Genomic DNA, 24,091 nt, shown 5'->3' on the forward strand with positions numbered 1-24,091 from the left:
CGGCCGCGGGGCATATTGGCATCCCTCAGCCTGGGGTGTGGGGCGGCAACCGCGCTGTTCTCTCCCCGCGCCGCCGCTATTTTCCACGGGCCGTTAGCCGTCGTCGGCGTTAACGGCATAACACATTCCGTTGCCCGCCATTGATTTTCGCTATAGTTAGCCTCATGTTACTTTCATATCTTTTAAACAATGATCAGGGCCGCGCTATGACAAATCCGTTGTTGACTCCATTTTCCTTGCCGCCGTTTTCCGCCATTCTTCCTGAGCATATCGTCCCGGCGGTAAAATCCGCCCTTGCCGACTGCCGACAGACCGTTGAGCGCATCGTTGCGCTATCGGGTCCGTATACCTGGGACACCTTATGCCAGCCGCTTGCGGAAGCGGACGATCGCCTGGGCCGCATCTGGTCGCCGGTCGGCCATCTGAACGCGGTGCAGAACAGCCCGGAGCTGCGCGAAGCCTATGAGCAAAGCCTGCCGTTATTGTCGGAATACAGTACCTGGGTGGGCCAGAACAAGGGGTTGTACGACGCGTATCGCGATTTGCGCAACGGCGAATACTACGATGAGCTGAGCGTGGCGCAAAAAAAAGCGGTTGATAACGCCCTGCGCGACTTCGAGCTGTCGGGGATCGGCCTTTCACCCGAGAAACAAAAGCGCTATGGCGAGATTGCCGCGCGCCTGTCGGAGCTGGGTTCGGCCTATAGCAATAATGTGCTGGACGCCACCATGGGGTGGAGCAAGCTGATTACCGACGAAGGCGAACTCGGCGGCATGCCGGAAAGCGCGCTGGCCGCGGCCAGCGCCCAGGCGGAGGCGAAGGGGCAGGAAGGCTGGCTGATTACCCTTGATATCCCCAGCTATCTGCCGGTGATGACGTATTGCGATAACGCCGCCCTGCGTGAAGAACTGTACCGCGCCTATGTCACCCGCGCCTCCGACCAGGGTCCCAATGCCGGCAAATGGGACAACGGCCCGATCATGGAGGAAATCCTGGCGCTGCGGCACGAATTCGCCCAACTGCTGGGTTTCGCCAGCTATGCCGATAAGTCCCTGGCGACCAAAATGGCGCAAAATCCGCAGCAGGTGCTGGATTTTCTCACCGATCTGGCCCGGCGCGCCCGTCCGCAGGGCGAGCAGGAACTGGAGCAGTTGCGCGCCTTCGCGGCCAAACACCACGGCCGCGATGCGTTAAATCCCTGGGATATTACCTACTATAGCGAAAAGCAAAAACAACATCTTTACGCCATCAGCGATGAGCAGCTGCGGCCTTATTTCCCCGAGCAGCGGGTGGTAAACGGCCTGTTTGAGGTGGTGAACCGCATCTATGGCATCACCGCCGAGGAGCGTACGGATGTGGATACCTGGCATCCCGAGGTGCGTTTTTTCGATTTGTTCGACGAACAGGGCGAGCTGCGCGGTAGTTTCTACCTGGATTTATATGCCCGCGACAATAAGCGCGGCGGTGCCTGGATGGACGATTGCGTCGGCATGCTGCGCAAAGCCGACGGCAGCCTGCAAAAGCCGGTGGCCTACCTGACCTGCAATTTTAACCGCCCGGTCAGCGGCAAGCCGGCGCTGTTTACCCACGACGAGGTCACCACCCTGTTCCACGAATTCGGCCACGGCTTGCATCATATGCTGACCCGCATCGACACTCCCGGGGTTGCCGGCATCAGCGGTGTGCCCTGGGACGCGGTGGAACTGCCCAGCCAGTTTATGGAAAACTTCTGCTGGCGGCCCGAGGCGCTGGCCTTTATCTCCGGCCATTATGAAACCCACGAGCCGTTGCCCAAAGCCATGCTGGATAAGCTGCTGGCGGCGAAAAATTACCAGGCGGCCCTGTTTATCCTGCGCCAGCTGGAATTCGGCCTGTTTGATTTCCGCATGCATTTCGAATACAGCCAGGAACAGGGCGCGCGCATCCTGCAAACGCTGGCGGAGGTGAAACAGCAGGTGGCGGTCATGCCGGCGGTGGAATGGAGCCGTTTCCCCCATGCGTTCAGCCATATATTCGCCGGCGGTTACGCGGCGGGCTACTACAGCTATCTCTGGGCCGACGTGCTGGCGGCGGACGCCTGGTCGCGCTTTGAGGAAGAGGGGATCTTCAATCGGCAAACCGGCCAGTCGTTCCTGGACAATATTCTCTCGCGCGGCGGTTCCGAGGAGCCGATGGCGCTGTTTGTCCGTTTCCGCGGCCGTGAACCCGAGCTGGACGCCATGCTGCATCATTACGGTATCCGCGGATAATGCCGCTGGAGCCGCTGGCGCTGCGTTGTGAACCGGGCGTGGACAAGGCGCGTTTAGCGGCCCTGGCTGAACGCTGGGGCCTGCTGCACGATGCGTCGGCGGTGATGGAACTGGTGCTGACGCCGGAGCGCCTTGAGCTGCGCAAGCGCGATGAGCCGAAGCTCGGCGCCATCTTCGTCGATTTTACCGGCGGGGTAATGGCACATCGCCGCCGCTTCGGCGGCGGACGCGGCGAAGCCATCGCCCGGGCGGTGGGCGTAAAGGGTAAAACGCTGCCGGACGTGGTGGACGCGACGGCGGGCCTGGGGCGCGATGCGTTTGTCCTGGCGTCCCTCGGCTGCCGTGTGCGCATGTTCGAGCGCCATCCCGTGGTGGCGGCGCTGCTGGACGACGGGCTGCAACGGGCCTATGACGACCCGGAGGTGGGGGCATGGCTGCGTGAGCGCCTGACGCTGGTGCACGGCTCCAGCCTGATCGGGTTAACCGGGCTGCGGCCGCGTCCGGATGCGGTTTATCTTGATCCGATGTTTCCGCACCGGCAGAAAAGCGCGCTGGTTAAAAAAGAGATGCGGGTGTTTCAATCGCTGGTGGGCGCCGACGAGGACGCCGACGAACTGCTTTTACCCGCGCGCGCGCTGGCGACCCGGCGGGTGGTGGTCAAACGCCCGGACTATGCTCCGCCGCTGGCGGGCATTGCCGCCCAGGCCCATATCACCACAAAAAATCATCGTTTCGATATCTATACCCCGCAAGCAATCCCCGCAGAGCAACAGGTTACGGCGGATTAAACCCGCCGGAGAGGCGGAATATCGGGTGAAACCATGCATGCGCCGGCCCCCGCCCCGCAGGGCGGAGGCTGTGCGCATCAACACGCTTAATCCTCGTAGACTTCTTCGTCGTTCAACGGCACGATCAGCATATCCACATGGACGGTGTTGATCAGCTGGCGGGCCGACGACATCAGCTTGCTCCAGAAATCCTGATGATGTCCGCACAGGACCAGATCGACATCGTACTTATTGATGGCATCCACCAGCACCTGGCCTAAATCGCCGCTGCCGCTGAGGATTTCGGCAATCGGATAATGGGCGTTCTGCGACAGCTGCGTCATCGCATTTTGGGTTTCCTCGGAGATGCGTTTTTGCATATCCCCGAGATTGACGTCGATAAGTCCGGTATAGAGATCGGAATAATTGACGTCAACATGGATCAACGAAATCTTCGCGTTGTACGGTCTGGCCATCGATACTGCTTTTTCCACCAACACATTGCTTTCCGGTGAAAGGTCAACGGCGATAAGGATGTGTTTATAAGACATAATCAGACTCCTTGCAAAATGTCACTCGTTAACTCCGCGCGACGTGGGTACTCATCCGGCATGTCTGTGACGCCTTAAGTTTAACACTCGGCGGCGTTCCAGAAGTGATGCCGTGATCACACCTATCCGTATGATATTTATCAACCCGCCCAGCATTTTCGGCTGGGGCGATACTCCGGCGGTAAAACCTTAACAGCAATAACTAACATAATTGAATTATAATTATTAATTTTTCAACGCACTAAATTTAGTATAGCTTTTATTAGAAAGGGTATCGCGCATTATCCGGGGAGGATGCGACGTAGCCTGTATGCCGGGGTGGCCCGGCAAGGCGCGGCCGCGTTGCTGAAAAAAAACCGGCTAAAAGAACAATTTTTGTCGCTTCGATTGCTTTCTTTAGACAAACTTTTCTACACTCAATATTGCAAGGTCCGGCAGTATTTTTACTGCGTATATCCATTCTCGGTTATATCAATTTTTGGGGTGGGCTTCTTCAGCTCTGTGGTTAGTTGCTATCGCGCGTAAACCGCTGCCGGCCCGGATGTCGGAAGGTTGTGTGGAGTCGCGTTGCCGGGGGGGATTTATGATCAACACCGTTGCGCTTTTCTGGGCTTTATGTGTCGTCTGTGTCGTTAATATGGCGCGTTATTACTCATCGTTGCGGGCATTGTTGGTGGTACTGCGGGGGTGCGATCCGCTGCTCTACCAGTACGTGGACGGCGGCGGGTTTTTCACCGCGCACGGACAGCCCAGCAAGCAGCTCAGGCTGGTACGCTACATCATTGCCCAGCGGTATCTCGATCATCACGATCCGGAATTTATCCGCCGCTGCGAGCGGGTGCGCCGGCAATTTATGCTGACCAGCGCGCTGTGCGGATTCATCGTCGTCAGCCTGATTGCCCTGGCTATCTGGCACTGAGACGTAAAGAAACCGTGCTGGGAATCAAACAATTAAAAAGGCGACCCGCAGGCCGCCCTTTTCACTACGCCTGCCGGATGCGTTAAATCAGCTTCAATGCCAGCCAGTAAAGACTACCCGAGAGCACGATAGCCACCGGCAGGGTGAGTACCCACGCCAGCAGGATATTTTGCACGGTCTTACCCTGGACGCCGCCGCCGTCCACCAGCATGGTGCCCGCCACCGCGGAAGACAATACATGGGTGGTGGAAACCGGCATGCCGGTATAGCTGGCGGCGCCGATGGACACGGCGGCGGTCATCTGCGCCGACAGTCCCTGCGCGTAGGTCATGCCCTTCTTGCCGATCTTTTCGCCGATGGTGGTGGCAACGCGCCGCCAGCCAATCATGGTGCCCAGCGACAAGGCCAGCGCCACGGCAACGATAATCCACAGCGGCGCGTACTCCACGGTTGCCAGCAGATCCTTACGCAAATTATTCAGGAAGCGTTTATCTTCGCCGGTGGTTTGCGGCAGCTTGGCGGTCCGGTCCGCGGTATCGGCGACGCACATCAACAGGCGGCGCACATGCGCGCGCTCGAAGGGCGTGATCTTATCGTAGCTCTGCAAATTATCCAGCAGCGCCATGGCGCGGGTGATGGCCAGCAACGCCCGGGAACTGTCGCAGTGAAACTCGGCCGGCGTGGACGGCAGGGCGTTGACATCCGGCGTCGGAATCGCCGGCGGTTCGGCGTTAACCACCTGCGGCAGGGCGCCTTGATGCTGCAGGTAAAATTGCTGCAGGTTGCCGACCGCGTCGCGGGTGCGGGCGATATCATAGCCGGTGGAATTCATATTCACCACGAACCCGGCCGGCGCAACGCCTATCAATACCAGCATGATCAGGCCGATACCTTTCTGTCCGTCATTGGCGCCGTGGGCAAAACTCACCCCGGCGGCCGACAGGATAAGCGCGGTACGGGTCCAGAACGGCGGTTTGCGTTTGCCGTCTTTCTTCTCCCGTTCCGCCGGCGTCAAATGAATGCGGCGCCGTTTCGGGGTACTGCTCCAGTAACGGCGCAGCGCGAAGACCATGATACCGGCCACCACCAGCCCGACGATGGGCGAAATGATCAGCGACAGGAAGATCTCGATAAGCTTCGGGATATTCAGCGCGTCCAGCACCGACGAGTCGGTTACCATGGCGTTGGTCAGGCCGATGCCGATAATGGCGCCAATCAAGGTATGCGAGCTGGAGGCCGGCAAACCGAAGTACCAGGTTCCCAGGTTCCAGATAATGGCCGCCAGCAGCATGGAAAACATCATTGCCAGGCCGTGGGTGGAGCTGACGTTTAACAACAGGTCGACCGGCAGCAGATGCACGATGGCATACGCCACGCTCAGGCCGCCGAGCAGCACGCCGAGAAAATTGAAGATCCCCGACATGCCCACGGCCAGCTGCGAGCGCAGGGCACGTGTGTAGATTACGGTTGCTACCGCATTGGCGGTATCATGAAACCCGTTGATGGCTTCATACACCAGGACAAAAATTAATGCGAGCACCAGCATAAGACCGGTATGAAACTCCAGGCCGGTAAATAGATGTAGCATAGGGTTACGCCATAGATTGGACATGAACGGGGCGCATTATCTGCGACAACAGGGGCCGTGGAAAAGAGAAATATGACCTTTTTATGACATTTCTGTCGGCACTGCGCGGGCTTGTCCGCACTTTACTCTGTAAAATCATGAGGATAACTATGCTTACTGATTTTATCATCCTGTTACGTTGGCATAAGGCCACCGGGGACATTACAATCGGCCCCCGCGTGGAACGCACAATAGCCGGACGGACGCCCTTTTTCATGATTAAGCAGGCATAAGCAGAGAGCAAGTATGGTGGAACAGTTTGACGTAGTGGTGATCGGCGCCGGCGCCGCGGGCATGTTTTGCGCCGCGCAGGCCGGCCGGCTGGGCCGCAGGGTATTGCTGCTGGATAACGGCAAAAAGCCGGGACGGAAAATTCTCATGTCCGGCGGCGGCCGCTGTAATTTCACCAATTTGTATGTCGAGCCGGCGGCGTTCCTCTCGCAAAATCCGCATTTCTGCAAGTCCGCCCTGTCGCGTTATACCCAGTGGGACTTTATTGCCCTGATGCAGCAATACGGCATCGCCTGGCATGAAAAAACCCTCGGCCAGCTTTTTTGCGACGACTCGGCGCAGCAGGTGGTGGATTTGCTGCTCAAGGAGTGCGAATTGGGCCAGGTGACGCTGCGCTGCCGCAGCGAGGTAGGGGCCGTGGAAAAACGCGGCGATGATTTTTTCCTGACCCTGCCGGGCGGCGCCATCAAAACCGCCCGTCTGGTGATCGCGACAGGCGGCCTGTCCATGCCCGGCCTGGGCGCCACGCCCTTCGGTTATAAAATTGCCCAACAGTTCGGACTGCCGGTCATCCCCACCCGCGCCGCGCTGGTGCCTTTTACCCTGCATAAGCCCCTGCTGGAACAGTTAAGCGTGCTGTCCGGCATCGGCGTGCCCGCGGTGGTCGTTGCTGAAAACGGCGTCTCGTTCCGGGAAAACCTGCTGTTTACCCATCGTGGACTGTCGGGACCCGCCATATTGCAGATTTCCAGCTTCTGGCAAAGCGGCGAGTACCTGACGCTTAACCTGCTGCCTGATACCGATTTAGCCACGTTCCTGGCGGCAGAATTGCGCGAACACCCTAACCAAAGCCTGAAAAACACCCTGGCGAAACTGTTGCCGCGTCGTTTTGTCGAGATGTGGTTCGCCCTGCTGGCCATTCCGGAATGCACGCTAAAACAGCTCACCCACCGCCAGCAGGCCGATTGGATTCTGGCCCTGCAGCAGTGGCGGCTGCAGCCGAACGGCACCGAGGGCTATCGCACCGCCGAGGTCACCCAGGGCGGCGTGGATACCCGCTATCTCTCGTCCAAAACCATGGAAAGCCGGCAGGTGCCGGGACTGTATTTTATCGGCGAGGTGGTGGATGTGATAGGCTGGCTGGGCGGCTATAACTTCCAATGGGCCTGGAGCTCGGCGTGGGCCTGCGCGCAGGCGCTGGGGGCCGCGGAACGCCATAACCCTGCCTGAGGGTCACGCGGTGACTTAACGCAGCCGCCTGATCTCATGATCCCGGTACTTGTAGTTACAACGCAGTTCTACGCCTGCGGGGATATCAGCCAGCGTGAACACCGCGATAACCGATACCGTGCGCTTATTCGCCAGAATCGCCGGAAACCGGGCCATTTCCACATTATAGCCGGATCGGGCCTGGCGGCAGGGACGGCCATGCTCGTCATATTCAACCAGAGTGTTTATTTTGGATATGATGCCGTCGCCGTCAAGAATGATCTCCTCTTCCTGATCATCGGCCGCTATGGATATCAGATAGTCATGATCGAAAACGGTTTTGTCGCACACCCCTTCCGGTACCAGGACACCGGCGTAGATTCCCACGCACGTCCCTTTCGCCAACGGCCTGGCGGCCATCACCCCCCATTGGCCGATAAGGGATTTTTCCCGCTCCGGCACATCGTTCCTGGTGAGCTTACGGCACTGCAACAAGCCTGCATAAAGCGCGGCCCGATCGGCGCCGCTCACATCTCCGCTGGCAAAGGGCACTACCTGGTCATTGGCATAGCGGTTATTGGCGGTGGTCGCCTGCGAAAAACGGTTGAGATGGACGATCGTCACGGCATTGCCGTCCACGTCCCGATAGGGCGGCAGGGCATCGAGACCGGTGTGATAACTTCTGTTCCTGGCAATGATGGCGCTGCGGATCTCGCTTTTCATAAAGTGGGTCAGCACGCCGTTCATAAACACCCGGGCAATCAAATGCGTCGCCGCGCGTTCTTCTTCACTGGCCTGGTCGGGCGGTTGCCCGGCCCGGCCATCCACTAATTTAAGCGCGTGCAACCGCGCACTCCAATTCAAACCATGGCGGCGGTTAACGTGTATGCTCATTCCTGCAAGCGCGGCATGGTCTTGCGGCGTCATCAATTTGTCAGCCAATGCCCGGACACACTGCAGCCCGATACTGACCGCGCGATAGGGGTGCTTTTCCTTTTCACCCGCCTTACGCAAGGTACTTTCCAGAATGGCATGCCACTGGCGCCAAACCGGGCGGCACCGGTCACAGCAGTTCTCCGCCACCTTCAGGTGACTGGTTAGCCTGGACAGCCCGCCTGGCCGACGGACCTTGCCCGCCGGGAGGGAATGTATGGCGGGTGGGCCGCCGGGGGAATGAATATTGTACATACTAAGTGGACCTCCCTATCATCATTGCTGCGCGTCGCTTCTCTGCTTTACAGCCGGTAAGCCATGGCCGTGGCTTTCATACGGAGCTTATCGGGAGGGGATACGCGGCACAACAAGGCCGGCTGACATAAGATTTTTCCCCGCGCCGGGTTCGCGGCTTCGCGTTTAGCCGCTATTGTTCATCAGGTTCTGTTATCGGCAGTGGTGTTATATTCCGGCGGCGTCAGGGAATAAATACGCAGTTCCTCACCGGCGGCGATGTTCCTTAAGGCAAATATCGCCAATACATAAATTTTCCTGCCATCCGCCAGTTCCGCCAAAAATTTGGCCGCCTCGACATTGCAGCTTTTCGCTGCGGGCTTATGCGCAGCCCTGGGATCGTCGTAAGCGAAACCGGCCCTTATTTTCGCCAAAATGCCATCACTGTCCAGATAAGTGTCAGGCCCGCCACACACTGAAATATCGACGATATATTCCATATTGAAAAACTGCCGGTGCGCCATAAGATATTCATCGACCAGCGTCCCTGACAGCACGCCTACGCAGGTATCCTTAGCGATCGGGCTGCGCGCCATCACCCTCCACTGTGGCGCCGCCTCCGCCTCCGGTCGCGACGGTTTATCCAATGCTGCATGGCGCAACATAACCTGCGCATATAATTTCAATCTCGCCAAGGGCGCCGTTGTCGAGGTTATAAACGGTTTAACCCCATCATTGGCGTAAACTTTGCCTGAAACGACTTTTTTTGAGTCGGCGCTGATGCTTTTTATTTTCAATATCGTGTCGTCCGAGCGACGAAACGGATAAAGGCCGTTCAGGAGGGGCTCGTAGCAGCGGCTTCGTTCCAATTGTGCCTGGTGGAACTTGGCGTGCAAAAATTCATCAAGCAAGCCTCTCATCAGTAGTTTGGCGAACAGATGAGTCGCTGCGCGTTCTTCCGGTTTTTGTTCATGCTGTTTTTTTCTGCCCGCAAGCGCAAAGATATGGTCGAGAAGCTGTTTTTCGTGCAGGTCGGTTACTAACAGGCTGACGCCAAGTATATTCTCGTCCGCCGCGCTCACCAGCCGTTCGGCAATGTCATATCTGGCCTGCATGCTATGCAGCATCCTTGCCGGTGGATGCGGCGCGGTCAGCATGCCGTCCTCCATTTTAGCGACTTCCTGATTCCATCTTTCCCAGAGGGTCGCGCATCTTTCACAGCAATTTTGTATCCGGGCAAAATGGCTCGCGATCCGGGTTAACGCCTTTGCGGGTTGCGGTGCCGACAGGCTGCGCAAGGTGATAAATTCCTTGAGATAGGGCGAAGCGATTTGGTCCATCATCCGTTCCTGTTTTTATCGTCATAAGGTGGGGCTAAAGCTAAACGGCTAAAACAGGGCTGGCAAGCAGTCTGGCGGGAGAGAGTTTTTGCCCTGCGGCAAGAGAGGGAGAGGGTTGAGACAACGTTATCTGCGGGCATCAGGCCACAGACGCCGCCGCGTATTTCACGGCGCGATGATGACAGCTTTCCGGCCTGGAACAATACTCTGATCTCTTACCGCAACTGAAGGGGTTGTCGGCGGGCTGTCCGGTATTTTAATCCAGGATTTTTAACGCCAGCGCCACCAGCTCCGCCATGTCGTCAAGCGAGCGGCCGGTTTTCCCCACCACCCGCATCCCAAGCAGGATGGTTAACATCATCCTGGCGGCGGCCGCGCTGTTAACGCCGGGTTTAATTGAACCGTCGGCCTTGCCCTGATCAATCAGCGCCGCCAGCAGGTTTTCATTGCCTCGCAGCGTCCCGGCGACAGCCTCCGCCAGTGCCGGATCAAAGGTATCCAGCCCGATGGCGCTGCCGACGACCAGGCAGCCGCGTTGTCCTTCAATATCATGGGATGATTCGGCGTAAAACCGCAGTACCGTGCGCAGGCGCTCGCGGCCGGTGGCGACGGCGGCGAGCCGGTCGGCCAAATCCGCGTTACGCAGGGACGTATAACGATCGAATGCCGCCAGGAACAGAGTGCGCTTATCGCTGAAGGCTTTGTAAATACTGCCGGCCGACAACCCCATCGCCTGGGCCAGATCGCTGATGGAGGCGGCGGTGTAGCCTTTGGATCTGAAGATCAGGATGGCCTGATCAAGCGCCAGGTCCATCGCGAACCCGCGCGGTCGCCCGGGGCTGCGGGCGTGGTGGGGAACAGTGTCTGTATTCATTGTGCCATTATAAGGAAATGGTCGTTTCCCAAACAAGGGTTATTTTACACCCCGCGGCGTAGCCACCATAAAGACGCCGGCCAGGATTGCCAGCGTGATGGCAAAATAGCCCACGCCATGCCAGCCGGCCCGTTCCCAGGCCATCATCGCGCCCATGGAGCCCAGGGTGCCGCCGAGAAACATACCGCCCATAAACAGGGTGTTTACCCGTCCCTTGGCTTCTTCCCGCAGACCGTAGATGACATGCTGGTTGGCGACCAGTGCGCTCTGTACGCCGAGGTCGAGCAAAATCACGCCGACCGTCAGGCCGGTAAGCGACGTCCAGCCCATAAATACCAGCCAGGCAATCAGCGTCAGCGCGGCGCCCATGATAATCACGGGGCGTCCGCCGAGGCGATCGGCCATCCTGCCGGCGGCCGGAGCGGCAAATACGCCCACCGCGCCCACGACCCCGAACAATCCGGCAATACCGGATCCCAGATGGTAGGCCGAATGATCCAGATAAATAGCCAGGATAGTCCAGAAGGCGCTAAAAGAGGCAAACAGCGCGGCCTGGGTCAGGGCCGCCTGGCGCAGGCGCGGCTCTTCGCGCCATAAGTGGATCAGGGAAGCCATCAGCGCCGGATAGCTCAGGGCGGCGCGCGCCGTCGCGGTCGTTTTAGGCAGCATGCGGTACATCAGCAGCGCGCCGAGCAGCGCCAGCGGCACGCCCAGCAGGAACATGGCGCGCCAGCCGGCATATTCGGCCACCAGGCCGGCCAGGGTGCGGCTCAGCAGGATACCGCTTAACAACCCGCTCATCACGCTGCCCACCACCGCGCCGCGCCGGGCGGGAGAGGCCAGGGTCGCCGCCACCGGCACGATCTGCTGTGCCGCCGTGGCGCCAATGCCCAGCAATAGCGACGCGCCCAGCAGCGTCCAGCCCGTAGGCGCGAACGCCGCCAGCAGCGAGGCTAGCGCCAGCATCAGGAACTGCAGCACAATCAGCCGGCGCCGTTCAAACAAATCGCCCAGCGGCACCAGCAGCAGCAGCCCGGCCGCGTAGCCCAGCTGGGTGATGGTCGGTATAAGGCCGGGGGCAGACTGACCGGGAAAACTCGCCGCGATCACCACCATCATCGGCTGGTTGTAATAAATATTCGCCACGGCGATGCCGCTGGCCGCCGCCATGGCGAAAATCAACAGTTGGCTGATGACGCCGGTTTGCCTCTGGGAGGCATTGGTTACAATAGACATGATTTTTTCCGTCAAGTGAAATGCCGTCGCCACCGCGACGACCGTTGACGTTAAGACTACCGGTCGGCGGAGTGCGCCGGTAGACCGTGGAAATCGATAGCTTTTATTCCGCTGGGGAATAGGTGGCGTTCAGCGCGGCGGCGGGGCCCGGCCCGAGGATAGCGGCAAAATACTCGACGAATGCGCGCGCCTTGGCGCTGGCCAGACGGCCGGTGGGAAATACCGCCCACAAATCCATCATCGGCAGGTGCCAGTCGTCGAGCACCGTAATCACTTCGCCGCGCGCCTGCTCCGGGGCGAACATCCAAAGCGATGCCATGGCCAGGCCAACGCCCGAACGCACCAGGGTGCGAATACCCTCTGCGGCCGAGACCTGTATCCGTCCCTGGGCATTAATGGTGCGCGTCTCTTCGCCACGGGTAAAAACCCATCGCGCGCCGCCGCCCCGGCTTTGGGTGTAGACCACCGCCTGGTGGCCGAGGAGATCCTCCGGTTTCAGGGGCATGCCGCAGCGGGCAAAATACGCCGGCGTGCCGACAATCTGCAGCGGCGCCGAGCTGAGCTTGCGCGCAATCAGGCTGGAGTCGCTGAGCGCGCCCAGGCGCAGCGCCACGTCGATCCCCTCGGCAATCAGGTCGATATTGCGGTCATCAAGCACGACGTCGACGTGCAGTTCGGGATGACGGGACAAAAAAAGACCGAGGTGCGGCAAGACATTCATCCGGGCAAAGGTCACCGGCGCGCAGATCCGCAACCGGCCGGTCAAACCATGGCCCGCGCCGCGCGCCGACGCATCGGCGTCATTGATGTCGTCGATGGCCCGTTTGGCGCGCTGGTAATACTCTTCGCCCGCCGCGGTGGGGGTCAGGCCGCGGGTCGAGCGCAACAGCAGCCTGACGCCGAGCCGCTCCTCCAGTTGCGCGATGGTCTTGGATACCGCCGGCTGGCCGATGGCAAGCCGGCGGGCGGCGGCGGAAAAAGAGCCGGTTTCCACGACATAGACCAAAGCTTCCATCGCCGCTAATCGATCCACGCTATTCCTCCGGGGAATGGGATATCACTGCCCGCAGTTTACCCGTCTTAAGCCGTAATCCGCCAGTGCCGGGTGAGGTGCGCCCCGGGGGCATCGCTAATCAATTTGGGGGTGCTGAACCGCCAGCGCCTGCCGTTTGATTTCCAGCTCCTTGATTTGACTATCGATATCCTCGATACGTTGCTCGATATTATCGTATTGTTCTTGCAACAGTTCCTTGGCTTCCGTTTTGTCCGAGGCCGCCGGCGCGGCGCCCTTCAGGGGCAGGTTGGCGGTTTCTTTCATATACAGCCCCGTCAGCAGGCCGATAACGGCGACCAGCATCAGGTAATAGGCGGGCATATACAGATTCCGCGTCTCCTCGACAATCCAGGCGATAAGCGTAGGCGTCAGGCCCGCCACCAGAATCGAGATATTGAACGAAATGGCCAGCGCGCTATAGCGGATATGCGTCGGGAACATGGCCGGCAAGGTAGAGGCCATCACGCCGGTAAACGCGTTCAGCAATACCGCCAGGATCAAGAGTCCCAGGAAAATTAGCCCGATAATCCCGCTGTTGATCATGATAAAGCAGGGAATAGCGCAAATAAACAACCCGATGCTGCCGCCAATCACAAAAGGTTTGCGTCCATACCTATCGCTCATCAGGCCGATAAGGGGTTGCACAAACAGCATGCCCACCATAATGGCGATAATAATCAGTACGCCGCGGTTTTCCGAATAATGCAGGCTATGGGACAGATAGCTCGGCATATAGGTCAGCAGCATGTAATAGGTGACATTCGTGGCAATAACCAGGCCTACGCAGCTCAGCAGGCTTTTCCATTGGGTGGTGGCTATCTCGCGAAAGGACACCTTGGGCGGCGCCTGGAGGGTGGTTTTGGCGTCTTTATCGATGCTATCGATATGCTGCTGAAAGGTGGGCGTCTCCTCCAGGGCATTACGCAGATAGATGCCGATAAGCCCCAGTGGCGCGGCCAGGTAAAACGGAATCCGCCAGCCCCAGCTGATAAAATTGTCTTCTCCCACCATGCTGGAAATAAACACCACGCAACCCGCCCCCAACACGAAGCCGGCAATGGAGCCGAAATCAAGCCAACTGCCGAGGAAGCCACGCTTCCTATCGGGAGAATATTCGGCGACAAAGATGGCTGCGCCGGAATATTCGCCGCCTACCGAGAACCCCTGCGCCAGTTTGGCCGTCAGCAATAGGATCGGCGCCCAGATGCCAATCGAGGCGTAAGAAGGGATAAGACCGATACAAAACGTACTGGCCGACATAATAATGATGGTTACCGACAGCACTTTCTGCCGTCCAAACTTATCGCCCAGCCCCCCAAAAAACAGGCCGCCCAGGGGCCTGACCAAAAACGGCACCGAAAAGGTCGCCAGCGCCGCGATCATCTGCACGCCGGCATTGGCGCCGGGAAAGAATACCTGTCCCAGCGCGTAGGCGACAAAACCATATACGCCAAAATCGAACCATTCCATGGCGTTGCCCAGCGCGGCCGCGGTAATGGCCTTTTTGAGCTTCACGTCGTCGATGATCGTGATGTCTTGTATTCGCATGGGTTTCATGCGTTTTTTTCTTAATAGCATTGCTCGGTTCCTCGGTCCATAAGCGCTCTCCCGACAGCCTGGACAGTCAATATGCCATGATGCCGGTAGGACTAAATTCGCGAGGAGTATAGTGTTAAATGACCAGGCTGGCAGAATATATCGTTCATTTCGTCAATTTAGCGGCCTGGTTGGCGCCAATGGCGGCATTTTTGGCGTTTTATTCCGCAGGTTTGATCCGCCGCCGGATTGCCGCAATGGGGCGGAGGCCGCGCCGGCCTTTATCGACGGGCCGCTGTGCCGATCGCCGCGTCATGTAAATCAAGGCGTTGCCAAAAATTCTGCTCGCCGTTGCCCCCGGACAGGGGGTAGCCGTCCGCCAGGGCGGTTTTTACCAGCAACGCGCGGCGCTGCGCGCCAGAAAGGCCAGGCAGCGGCGCTTCCAGCAGCACCTCCGCGCCCGCGGGCACGCTGACGGGCCTGGCGGCGGTTTTCTGCGCCGGCAGGCCGTAGGTCATGGTATAGCCATAAAACGCCGTCATGGCGCTATCGCGATAGGGGTCGCTCCCGGCGTCGCTTTGGGCGCAAGCCGCCAGCGCCATGCCGCATTCTTTTTCCAGCGCGCCGCGCAGTTGGCTTTTGGCCTGCTCGAACAGCGCGCGGTATGGCGCGTCATTCAGGAAATGCGCCACGTTGCGCTCGGCAACCATCCGCGAACCAATGATATCCAATGGATAATGTACGCCCAGCACGATACGGGAATAGCCGTAGCGGGCGCCGCGATCGAGAAGCGGCACAAACCGCTCGGGCAGCATCTCCGCCAGCAGCAGGGCATCGGTATAACCGGTATTGGTATGGCCGCTGGGAAAAGCGCCGGCGGTGGCGGTATAAGGATGGCCGTCTTTTACCACGCTGTCGTCCGGCACCAGATGGATTTGATTGGCCGGACGTAAAAAGGGCCGGTCATAATTAAAATGATCCTTGGCGGCCGAGGTACTGATTTCCGAGTTTTTGATTAATGCGGCGGCCTTGGCGATTTCGCCTTTTTCATAGGCGTCGAGAAAGGCTTTGCCCAGCCGTGGGCCCAACGCGTCGGCGAGGAAAAACAGGTAATTCTGCCCTTCGGCGTCCACCAGCGCCTGCCGGCGCTGTCCCTGGGTGGCGTCGCGGTTAATCTGGGTGACCGTGGCCAGGCTTTGCGCCTGTACCGCCGGCGATAACCGCGTGAATTCCTCCAGCAGCGCGATGTCGGCCTGCTGGTTCTGCTTGACGGCAAAATCATAACCGCTGGCGGCCAGCCACTGCTTATCCGCTTGTTTTGGCGTTTGTTTGGCTTTGTCCAATTGGGACCGGGCCAGCGTGGCGGCGCCGCCTTGCAGGGCCTGGCGCAAGTCCTGCTGGATACGCTGCTCAAGGGCGACAAATTGCGGATCCTGGCTGGCCGGCGTGGTGGCGTCGACGATGGCGACGGTGCGGCGCGGATCCAGGGTCGTGGACTGCGCCAGGGCCGGGCCGATAAATAATATCGCCGTGGAGGCGATAACCAGGGAAGTGAGAGAGCGCATGGCGAATCCTTCTGTTTTATTTCGCGGGGGAAAAGCAATTAACATCACGAAATAAAACTAGGCCGGATTTATGACAGTTTAATGTCAGCGGGGCACTGGCGATAAAAGGCGGTTTGCCGCCATGGCGCGGGCATCAGTTCAACCCGGCCGCGGCCGCGATATTATCCACCGAGGCCGGGCAGCGCGCCGTTGGCCGCATCCCGCTGCCTTTGCCGCAGCCGGCGTGCCAATTCGTCCGCGCGCATCAGTTCCAGCGCGCCGGTGGGACAGGCTTCGACACAGGCAGGTCCCCGCGCGCGCCCGCTGCAGATATCGCATTTGTGCGCCGTGGCCCGATACGACGCCGGCCGGGTCGCGGTCGCGGCCACGGAGACGGCGCTAACGGAAATCATGCCGTAGGGGCAGGCCAGCGCGCAGGATTTGCAGCCGACGCATAACGACTGCAGCACCTGGACGCTATTGTCGAGATAACGAATGGCGCCGGTGGGGCAGGCGTTGGCGCAAGGGGCATTTTCGCACTGGCGGCAAAGCACCGGCGTGGTGATGCGGGAGGTTTTGACCACCTTGAGGCGCGGCGCAAAATTCTGCGGACTGATGCCGCGTTCACCGCCGTGCGCCGTGGCGCAGGCGATCTCGCAGGTGCGGCAGCCGATGCACTGGCTGCTGTCGGCGATAATAAACTGGTTCATCGTTCGCTCCCGCCGCCCTTAGCGCACATGCAAATAACAGCTGATGCTTTCGGCGGCCTTGCGCCCTTCGGCGATGGCGGTCACGATCAGATCGGCGCCGCGCACGATGTCGCCGCCGGCAAAAATCTTGGCATTGCTGGTCTGGTAGGGATAGCCGGAGACCGTGGGCGCCACGACCCGTCCCTGCTTATCCAGCACCACGTTATGATCCGCCAGCCAGTTCATGCGGTGCGGCTTGAACCCAAACGCCATAATCACCGCGTCGGCGGCGATCAAATGCTCGGAGCCGGCCACCGGCACCGCCTGGCGCCGGCCGTTTTCATCCGGTTCGCCCATGGCGGTGGTTATCATGGTGACGCCGGTAACCCGGCCCGCCCCGTCGACTTCAATGCGCAGCGGCTGCTGGTTGAACATAAATTCCGCCCCTTCCTCACGGGCGTTTTTTACCTCGCGCTTAGAGCCGGGCATATTTTTTTCATCCCGGCGATAGGCGCAGATCACCTGGCGCGCGTCGTGGCGCAGCGACGTTCGCACGCAGTCCATGGCGGTATCGCCGCCGCCCAGCACCAGCACGGTTTTACCCTCCAGGCTGATATAGGTATGCTCGTCGGTATCGGGATATCCCATCAGGTGGCGGGTATTGGCGATCAGGAAAGGCAGGGCGTCGAGCACGCCTTCGGCCTGCTCGTTGTCAAGCCCGGAACGCATCGACTGATACGTGCCGACGCCCAGGAACAGCGCATCGAACTCGCTTAACAGTTGCTCCATGGTGATATCCCGGCCAATTTCCGTATTGAGCCGGAATTCGACGCCCATGGCGCTGAAAATCTCGCGCCGGCGGCTCATAACGCTTTTTTCCAGCTTAAAGGCCGGGATGCCGAACGTCAGCAGCCCGCCGATTTCCGGGTACCGGTCGAATACCACCGGCGTAATGCCGTTGCGTACCAGGATATCGGCGCAGCCAAGGCCGGCCGGTCCGGCGCCGATGACCGCCACCCGTTTGCCGCTGGGTATCACCTGCGACATATCCGGCCGCCAGCCCATAGTGAACGCCGTTTCGGTAATATAACGCTCGATATGGCCGATGGTCACCGCTCCCTGGCGGTCGTTTAAGGTACAGGACTGCTCGCACAGGCGATCCTGTGGACAGACGCGGCCGCAGACTTCAGGCAGGCTGCTGGTTTTGTGGCTCAGTTCGGCCGCTTCCAGGATCCGTCCCTGATGGGCCAGCTTAATCCACTGTGGAATCGCGTTATGCAGCGGGCAGGTCCACTGGCAAATGGTGCGTTCGCCGCAGTTAAGGCAGCGCTCGGACTGTTCGCCAATCTGCGTTTCGTTAAACGGCTGGTAGATTTCGGCGAAACTGGTTTTGCGCTGTTCAAGCGGGATTTTGGCCGCTTCCAGCCTGGGCGTGCGCGGCATATCAAGCAGGTTAACCCTGGGATGCCGGCTGCGCGCCTGGCTTGCGGGCGGCGAGCTGACCGGGCGTGCGCCGGCCAGCAGGTAGCTGGCGGGATCTTTTAACGCGGCGGCGAAGCGCTTTTGCTGCTGACGCACGGCGATCTCCTGCTCATCCACCAATGTCAGTGCCTGTGTCGGGCAGGCGCCGACACAGGCGGGCGTGTAATTTTCCGCCGCGCACAAATCGCATTTTTGCGCCTCGGTTCTTTCATAGGCCTCGGCCAGACGCTGGCTGGCGGGCTGTACGGTCTCGGTCACCACCGTCATCATGCCGAACGGGCAGGCGATAACGCAGCTTTTGCAGCCGATGCATTTTTCCTGCAATACCTGGATGGAATCATGGCTGCGCACTATGGCGTCGTTGGGACAGGCGCTGGCGCAGGGGGCGTCTTCGCAATGATGGCAGGAAACCGCGATACTGGCTTTTGTGCCCTTGATGACCCTAAGCCGCGGCGTAAAGTATTCGCGTTTGCTGGGGAACTGGCCGCCATGATGGGCAACAACACAGGCCACTTCGCAACTGCGGCAGCCGATACAGGTTTCTGACTCTGCCACGATAAATCGGTTCATACGTCTTTCCTGCCGCGGTAGGCCCCACGGCGCAGCGTGATAGGTATTTTGCCCGTGCCGGTACGGGCGTGCCGCCAAAATAATAGCCCTATCTTTATAATGGTTACTGTTTCTTTAATGCAATCTTTTTTCTCGGCGAAAGGCGAAAGTTCGCTGCTTTTGCTACCTGGATGCAGCCGTTTTGTGCAGGTCGTGAAATAAACCGGCGGTCGTTGGGGTAAATGCCCAAGGCGGGAGGGCGCGGATTTTCAGGTATCGCCCGGTCGGCAAAAGATGCTTTTTTGGGCAAATGTCTGGAAATTTAGGCATCGCCACCATGATCGCCCGGGGACATTTCGTTATACTTGTTAATTATTTGTTCACCGGGCGGGTCCCGGTACAGCCGCCCTTTGCCGTGAGTATGATGTCGATGCCTGGTTCTTCACCTCAGCAGGCCGCCAGCGGATGGCGTCTTAATCTGAATATTCTCTCCATCGTTGTCTTCAACTTCGTGAATTATTTATCCATTGGCCTGCCGCTGGCGGTATTGCCCGGTTATGTGCATAACCATATGGGCTACAGTGCGTTTTGGGCCGGCCTGGTGATCAGCCTGCAATATCTCGCTACCCTTCTGAGCCGTCCCTGGGCCGGGCGTTATGCCGACCGGGTCGGGCCGAAGCGCATCGTGGTGCTGGGCTTGTTCGGCTGCCTGCTGAGCGGGGTATTTTACCTGTTGTCATTGCTGGGCGACGCCCTGCCGGTCGCGGCGTTAATCCTGTTATGCGCCGGACGGGTGATACTGGGCATCGGGCAAAGTTTTGTCGGCACCGGCGCCACCCTGTGGGGGGTGGGCGCGGTCGGCTCTCTGCATATCGGCCGGGTGATCTCCTGGAACGGCGTGGCAAGCTACGGCGCCCTGGCCGTAGGCGCGCCGCTGGGGGTATGGTTGTACTATCTGGGCGGCTTGGGATTAATGGCGGCGGCGATCATTGTGGTTTGCGCCATGGCGATTATGGCGGCGGTGCGCAAACCGCCGGTGAAGACCGCCACCGGTAAGCAGATTCCCTTTAGCGCGGTGGTGGGGCTTATCTGGCGTTACGGGCTGGTGCTGGCGTTCGCGTCCTGCGGGTTTGGCGTGATCGCCACCTTCATTACCCTGTTTTATGGCGATAAAGGCTGGGACGGCGCCGCTTTCGCCCTGACGCTGTTCAGCGTTGCGTTTGTCGGCACCCGGCTATTTTTTCCCAACAGTATTAACCGCTATGGCGGATTACGGGTTTCCATGGCCTGTTTTAGCGTGGAAGCCGCCGGCCTGCTGCTGGTGTGGCTCTCAGGCTCGCCCTGGATGGCGGAGGTGGGCGCGTTCCTGACGGGCGCCGGTTTCTCGTTGGTTTTCCCTGCGCTGGGGGTGGTGGCGATGAAGGAAGTGCCGCCGCAGAACCAGGGCAGCGCGCTGGCCACCTTTACCGCGTTTATGGATTTATCGCTGGGTATCGTCGGACCGCTGGCGGGCGTGTTGATGGCCCATGCAGGCGTTTCGTCGATTTATCTTTCAGCCGCCCTGCTGGTGCTGCTGGCACTGTTGATGACGCTGTCGCTCAGGCGGCGGGTGCTGCGCAACCACGCGTCCGGCCAGGCGCGTTAGAGCCGGCCCGCGGGGGCCGGACGGTTTATTTTACCACCAGGGTATTGAGGATAGACTCAGCCGCGGTTTGCGCCGTTTGCTGGTTTTCGGCGGGGAGGGTGATTTGCATGGTCAGCAGATGATTATCCACCCGGCCGATGACCACCGACGAATAGGCCGGTTTGCCGCCGCTGGAGACGATGCTGTCCAGCTGCTGAAACGTTTGGCCATTGACGGTAACGGCTTTATTGGTGACGACCTGCAGGTCCGGGTCGCGCGAGCGCTGCTGATCTTCCAGCCGCTGGGCCAGTACATCCAGCCCTTCGGTGGTATTATCGCCGAGGATGACGATCACCGCCTTGTGGCCCGTTTCATCGGCATAGACGTGCATATTATTGGCCTGGGTGCCCACCTTGCCGCTCTGATCGCTCATATCCCCGGGCAGGGCGAAGGTGAGCTTGCCGTCAAGCAGGCTGACTTTGGTTTGTGCCTGGCTATGCGCCGCGCCGTTGTCGACCGTGGCGTTGCGATCGTTTTTATTGTCACAGGCCGCCAGCCCGAAAACCAGTAAACCGATGCCGAGATACTTCGCTGCTTTCTGCATAAATTTCCTTAATGACTCCATTTATTCAGCCGTTCAGCTGTTTATAATCCGATGCGCTTGGGAAAGGCAACCAACTGATTGTCATAACTTTTTCTCAAGCCAAACCTGATTTTCCCCTTCATCATCCTGCGTTCCGTTCCGCGTCGGCAGGTAATGATTTGATATAAGAAACAATAGCATCCCCTGGAAGCTGCTGCGCGTATTTGCGTTAATGGTGTGATATCCCTGCGCTTTTGCCCATGTTTCCTGCGCGGCCAGCAGCGCCCGCGCCACTCCCTGACGGCGGAAATCGGGCAAAACGCCCGCCAGCCACAGGTGAAATTCGCCGGCATTAAGGGCATATCCCGCAATAAAGCCTACGGGGCGGCCGTTGATCTCGGCGATAAGCAATTGATGCGGCCGGTGCTGCAGCCGCATTTCGATATCCATCAGGGAGTGGTGCGCATTCAGCTCCGGCAACTGAGCATACAATAGATGGATCTCTTTCGCGCTGGCAGTACGGTGGTTAATTATCATGGCAATCTCCCAAAAGCGAGTAAGCCAAGAATAACGCAATATGGAGGTTAACTCAGTTGGAGAAATCCGTTATTGCCCGGCCGTGCCATCCGTTTAAGCAGCATATTCAGCAAGATACCGTACATCGGCAGAAAAAACACCATGCTTATCAGTAGCTTGAAGCTATAATCCACCAAGGCGATCTCCACCCAATGCGCGGCCATAAACGGATCGGTGCTTTTATAAAACGCGATAAAAAAGAACGCCAGCGTATCGCTGATATTCCCAAGCAGCGTGGAGGCCGTCGGCGCCACCCACCACGGAAAACCGCGGCGCAGCCGGTTAAAGACATGGACATCCAGGATCTGGCCCAGGGCGTAGGCCATAAAACTGGCGCAGGCGATGCGGGCGACAAACAGATTAAGCTGCGCGAGTACGGCCATACCCTGCCATTCCCCCTGGTAAAACAGCGATGAAACGATATAGGAGATCACCAGCGCCGGCACCATTACAGCCAGGATAATCCTGCGGGCCAGCGGCGCGCCGAATATCCGTACCGTCAGGTCGGTTGCCAGGAAGATAAAAGGAAAAGTAAAGGCGCCCCAGGTGGTTTTGAAGCCGAAAACAGCAATCGGCAACTGCACCAGATAATTGCTTGAGGTGATAATGATAATGTGGAACAGCGCCAGCCAGAGCAGCGCATGCAGCCGCTGGCGCGGGGTAAATTTGAACATATATGGCCTTTTTTTGATAAATGGGGTGAGGGAACCCAGAACAAGAGATGCGCCGTTCAGCTATTAATTAACCACTTATGGGCGCGGCGCGCATAATACCTGCTTGTATTTAAAATGCAACCGTTGAGTTTATCATCAAATTCAGCCAAGCTTGCACAGACTCACGAACGCTGGAAATGTTATGTCTGACTGCTTTGCCGATGCCGACCTCACCCTTGATGCCCAGGGCCTGCGCTGCCCTGAGCCGGTTATGATGGTGCGTAAAACCGTCCGCCAGATGCAAACCGGCCAAACGCTGCTGGTCATCGCCGACGATCCGGCCACAACCCGCGACATTCCCGGCTTTTGCCGGTACATGGAACATGCCCTGCTGGCGCAGTCGACCGGGGAATTACCCTACCGTTATCTGTTGCGCAAAGGCTAATCAAAAATACAGGGACCGCACAATCAGGAAGTGGCCGGCGAAATAACTGGCCGCAATCACCGCTTTCGCCGCCCCGAAAGGGTAACGGAAATGGCTGATAAGCCACAGCACGGTGGTCAGCAGCAGCAGGCTCGCGCCCGCCAGCAGTGAAAAACTGTGATCGGTGCTGCGGGCAAAGTACTGTTCACCGGCGATCCATACCATCAGCAGGGTCATGCCGATATACGTACAAATCGCCCAGCGCAGCTCCGCCAGGCGCGACCACAGCACGGCTATCAGCGCCGCGCCGATAATCAGCAGCACCACGGGCAGCGGCCAGAAGACGGTAAAGGTCATCTGGCTGGCGAACCCTATGGTATACAGCAGGTACGATAAGAAATAGGCGCCGATAACGTACATCATGCGTTCATTGGTCAGCAGCAGCAGCGCATCGCCCACCATGGTCGCCACCAGGCCGAGGATAATCAGGTAACCGGCGACGGTCAGCACCGGCGCCTGCGCCGCCAGGGCCAGGAGCAGCAGCAGGGTAACCGGCTTGAATAACCAGCGTTGCCATACCGGGCCTCGATAGGTGGCGTCGACAAACAACCAACCTGAAAAAACGACAGCGATAAATGACCAGAGCATAGTGTTTTTATCCTTATGTGCAGTGAGGGGGCGTTCCCTGATGTCTCATTTGGTACGATTAGCGCAGAGAAATTATGACGATCGTAAATTCAGTGTAGGGGATCGATATGGGTTTAACCCAGATTTAGGGACTGAGTGTGTTGTTACGGCGCTTTATGCTATGTTAGCGCCAGAATTTTTCCATGCAAATGACAATTACCCAGAAATGTGGGAGATAGCCGGGTTATGAGCAGCGAACTGCCCTTATATCGGATTCAATTTATCAATAACGGCAAAAACTATCAGCTTTATGTGCGCGAACTCAGCCAAAGCCCTATGTTCGGCTTTATCGAAATCGGCGAGTTTGTGTTTTACAGCCAAAGCGCCGTGTTGGTCGACCCGTCCGAAGAAAAACTGAAAACCGAATTTGCCGGCGTCAGCCGCAGCTATATTCCGCTGCACGCGGTGATCCGTATTGATGTCGTGACGGAAAAAGGCAGCGCGCGTATTTCCGATCTTGGCGATAATGTCACCACGTTCCCCTATTTTCCCGGCAAAAAACCCTCTTAAGCGCTCGTCC

The 24,091-nt window shown here is 58.7% G+C and carries 22 protein-coding genes; 7 read left to right on the forward strand and 15 right to left on the reverse strand.

Annotated features, from left to right (window positions below):
- Positions 1-206: 206 nt before the first annotated feature.
- Together prlC and rsmJ are read left to right on the forward strand one after the other, a co-directional pair.
- Positions 207-2,249 carry an oligopeptidase A gene (gene prlC, locus ACL2XN_RS18790; protein WP_413729245.1) on the forward strand — a complete coding sequence of 681 codons (2,043 nt, stop codon included), beginning with the start codon at positions 207-209 and terminating at the stop codon, positions 2,247-2,249.
- On the forward strand, positions 2,249-3,037 hold the full coding sequence (rsmJ, locus tag ACL2XN_RS18795; RefSeq protein WP_413729246.1) for a 16S rRNA (guanine(1516)-N(2))-methyltransferase RsmJ: 789 nt from the start codon (positions 2,249-2,251) through the stop codon (positions 3,035-3,037). The genes prlC and rsmJ overlap by 1 nt, the downstream gene beginning before the upstream one ends.
- 86 nt (positions 3,038-3,123) lie before the next feature.
- Here the strand turns inward: rsmJ and uspA are convergent, their stop codons facing one another.
- Positions 3,124-3,567: a universal stress protein UspA gene (uspA, locus tag ACL2XN_RS18800; RefSeq protein WP_162367300.1), complete on the reverse strand. Its 444-nt coding sequence runs from the start codon at positions 3,565-3,567 to the stop codon at positions 3,124-3,126.
- Positions 3,568-4,150: 583 nt separating this feature from the next.
- On the opposite strand from uspA, the gene uspB reads away from it, so the two are divergent.
- Positions 4,151-4,486 carry a universal stress protein UspB gene (uspB, locus tag ACL2XN_RS18805; RefSeq protein WP_410013052.1) on the forward strand — a complete coding sequence of 112 codons (336 nt, stop codon included), beginning with the start codon at positions 4,151-4,153 and terminating at the stop codon, positions 4,484-4,486.
- Positions 4,487-4,568: 82 nt separating this feature from the next.
- Here uspB and pitA read toward each other — a convergent pair whose 3' ends face one another.
- Positions 4,569-6,074, reverse strand: coding sequence for an inorganic phosphate transporter PitA (gene pitA, locus ACL2XN_RS18810; protein ID WP_410013053.1), 1,506 nt, complete (start codon positions 6,072-6,074; stop codon positions 4,569-4,571).
- 288 nt (positions 6,075-6,362) lie between these two features.
- Between pitA and ACL2XN_RS18815 the strand changes: the two genes are divergently transcribed.
- Positions 6,363-7,574, forward strand: a complete 1,212-nt coding sequence (locus tag ACL2XN_RS18815) for an NAD(P)/FAD-dependent oxidoreductase (protein ID WP_413730996.1) — start codon at positions 6,363-6,365, stop codon at positions 7,572-7,574.
- Between the two features lie 15 nt (positions 7,575-7,589).
- On the opposite strand, the gene ACL2XN_RS18820 is transcribed toward ACL2XN_RS18815, so the two are convergent.
- The 9 genes from ACL2XN_RS18820 to aegA form a co-directional block, all read right to left on the reverse strand.
- Positions 7,590-8,741, reverse strand: a complete 1,152-nt coding sequence (locus tag ACL2XN_RS18820) for a hypothetical protein (protein ID WP_413727524.1) — start codon at positions 8,739-8,741, stop codon at positions 7,590-7,592.
- Positions 8,742-8,923: 182 nt separating this feature from the next.
- On the reverse strand, positions 8,924-10,063 hold the full coding sequence (locus ACL2XN_RS18825) for a hypothetical protein (protein WP_413721658.1): 1,140 nt from the start codon (positions 10,061-10,063) through the stop codon (positions 8,924-8,926).
- 253 nt (positions 10,064-10,316) lie between these two features.
- Positions 10,317-10,934: a TetR/AcrR family transcriptional regulator gene (locus ACL2XN_RS18830; RefSeq protein WP_410013056.1), complete on the reverse strand. Its 618-nt coding sequence runs from the start codon at positions 10,932-10,934 to the stop codon at positions 10,317-10,319.
- 39 nt (positions 10,935-10,973) lie between these two features.
- Positions 10,974-12,170, reverse strand: coding sequence for an MFS transporter (locus ACL2XN_RS18835; protein ID WP_413729247.1), 1,197 nt, complete (start codon positions 12,168-12,170; stop codon positions 10,974-10,976).
- Between the two features lie 103 nt (positions 12,171-12,273).
- A complete protein-coding gene (locus tag ACL2XN_RS18840; RefSeq protein WP_410013058.1) occupies positions 12,274-13,203 on the reverse strand; it encodes a LysR family transcriptional regulator in 930 nt (309 codons plus the stop codon).
- 96 nt (positions 13,204-13,299) lie between these two features.
- Entirely contained in the window at positions 13,300-14,802 is a 1,503-nt protein-coding gene (gene proP / locus ACL2XN_RS18845) for a glycine betaine/L-proline transporter ProP (RefSeq protein ID WP_410013059.1), read from the reverse strand.
- A 239-nt stretch (positions 14,803-15,041) separates the two neighbouring features.
- Positions 15,042-16,325 carry an acid phosphatase gene (locus ACL2XN_RS18850; RefSeq protein ID WP_413729248.1) on the reverse strand — a complete coding sequence of 428 codons (1,284 nt, stop codon included), beginning with the start codon at positions 16,323-16,325 and terminating at the stop codon, positions 15,042-15,044.
- 161 nt (positions 16,326-16,486) lie between these two features.
- Positions 16,487-17,014, reverse strand: a complete 528-nt coding sequence (locus ACL2XN_RS18855) for a 4Fe-4S dicluster domain-containing protein (protein WP_410013061.1) — start codon at positions 17,012-17,014, stop codon at positions 16,487-16,489.
- A gap of 18 nt (positions 17,015-17,032) precedes the next feature.
- Positions 17,033-19,045 carry a formate-dependent uric acid utilization protein AegA gene (aegA, locus tag ACL2XN_RS18860; protein WP_413729250.1) on the reverse strand — a complete coding sequence of 671 codons (2,013 nt, stop codon included), beginning with the start codon at positions 19,043-19,045 and terminating at the stop codon, positions 17,033-17,035.
- Positions 19,046-19,454: 409 nt separating this feature from the next.
- Here aegA and ACL2XN_RS18865 point away from each other — a divergent pair, with 409 nt between their 5' ends.
- The gene (locus ACL2XN_RS18865) at positions 19,455-20,669 is read left to right on the forward strand and encodes an MFS transporter (protein ID WP_410016694.1); all 1,215 of its coding nucleotides are present in this window, start codon (positions 19,455-19,457) and stop codon (positions 20,667-20,669) included.
- 25 nt (positions 20,670-20,694) lie between these two features.
- Here the strand turns inward: ACL2XN_RS18865 and ACL2XN_RS18870 are convergent, their stop codons facing one another.
- The 3 genes from ACL2XN_RS18870 to ACL2XN_RS18880 all read right to left on the reverse strand — a co-directional run bounded on the left by ACL2XN_RS18870 (position 20,695) and on the right by ACL2XN_RS18880 (position 22,481).
- Positions 20,695-21,252: a DcrB family lipoprotein gene (locus ACL2XN_RS18870; RefSeq protein ID WP_410013063.1), complete on the reverse strand. Its 558-nt coding sequence runs from the start codon at positions 21,250-21,252 to the stop codon at positions 20,695-20,697.
- A gap of 81 nt (positions 21,253-21,333) precedes the next feature.
- Positions 21,334-21,768, reverse strand: a complete 435-nt coding sequence (locus tag ACL2XN_RS18875; protein ID WP_413729251.1) for a GNAT family N-acetyltransferase — start codon at positions 21,766-21,768, stop codon at positions 21,334-21,336.
- Positions 21,769-21,815: 47 nt separating this feature from the next.
- A complete protein-coding gene (locus ACL2XN_RS18880) occupies positions 21,816-22,481 on the reverse strand; it encodes a 7-cyano-7-deazaguanine/7-aminomethyl-7-deazaguanine transporter (protein ID WP_410013065.1) in 666 nt (221 codons plus the stop codon).
- A gap of 181 nt (positions 22,482-22,662) precedes the next feature.
- Here ACL2XN_RS18880 and tusA point away from each other — a divergent pair, with 181 nt between their 5' ends.
- Positions 22,663-22,905, forward strand: a complete 243-nt coding sequence (gene tusA, locus ACL2XN_RS18885; protein WP_410013066.1) for a sulfurtransferase TusA — start codon at positions 22,663-22,665, stop codon at positions 22,903-22,905.
- Here the strand turns inward: tusA and ACL2XN_RS18890 are convergent, their stop codons facing one another.
- Positions 22,906-23,532 (reverse strand): lysoplasmalogenase, encoded by a 627-nt coding sequence (locus ACL2XN_RS18890; RefSeq protein WP_413727528.1) that lies wholly within the window; start codon positions 23,530-23,532, stop codon positions 22,906-22,908.
- A gap of 225 nt (positions 23,533-23,757) precedes the next feature.
- On the opposite strand from ACL2XN_RS18890, the gene ACL2XN_RS18895 reads away from it, so the two are divergent.
- A complete protein-coding gene (locus ACL2XN_RS18895; RefSeq protein ID WP_410013068.1) occupies positions 23,758-24,081 on the forward strand; it encodes a DUF1820 family protein in 324 nt (107 codons plus the stop codon).
- The last annotated feature ends 10 nt before the right edge of the window (positions 24,082-24,091 follow it).

It is taken from the genome of Sodalis sp. RH22 (genome assembly GCF_047324165.1).
Taxonomy (GTDB): domain Bacteria; phylum Pseudomonadota; class Gammaproteobacteria; order Enterobacterales; family Enterobacteriaceae; genus Acerihabitans.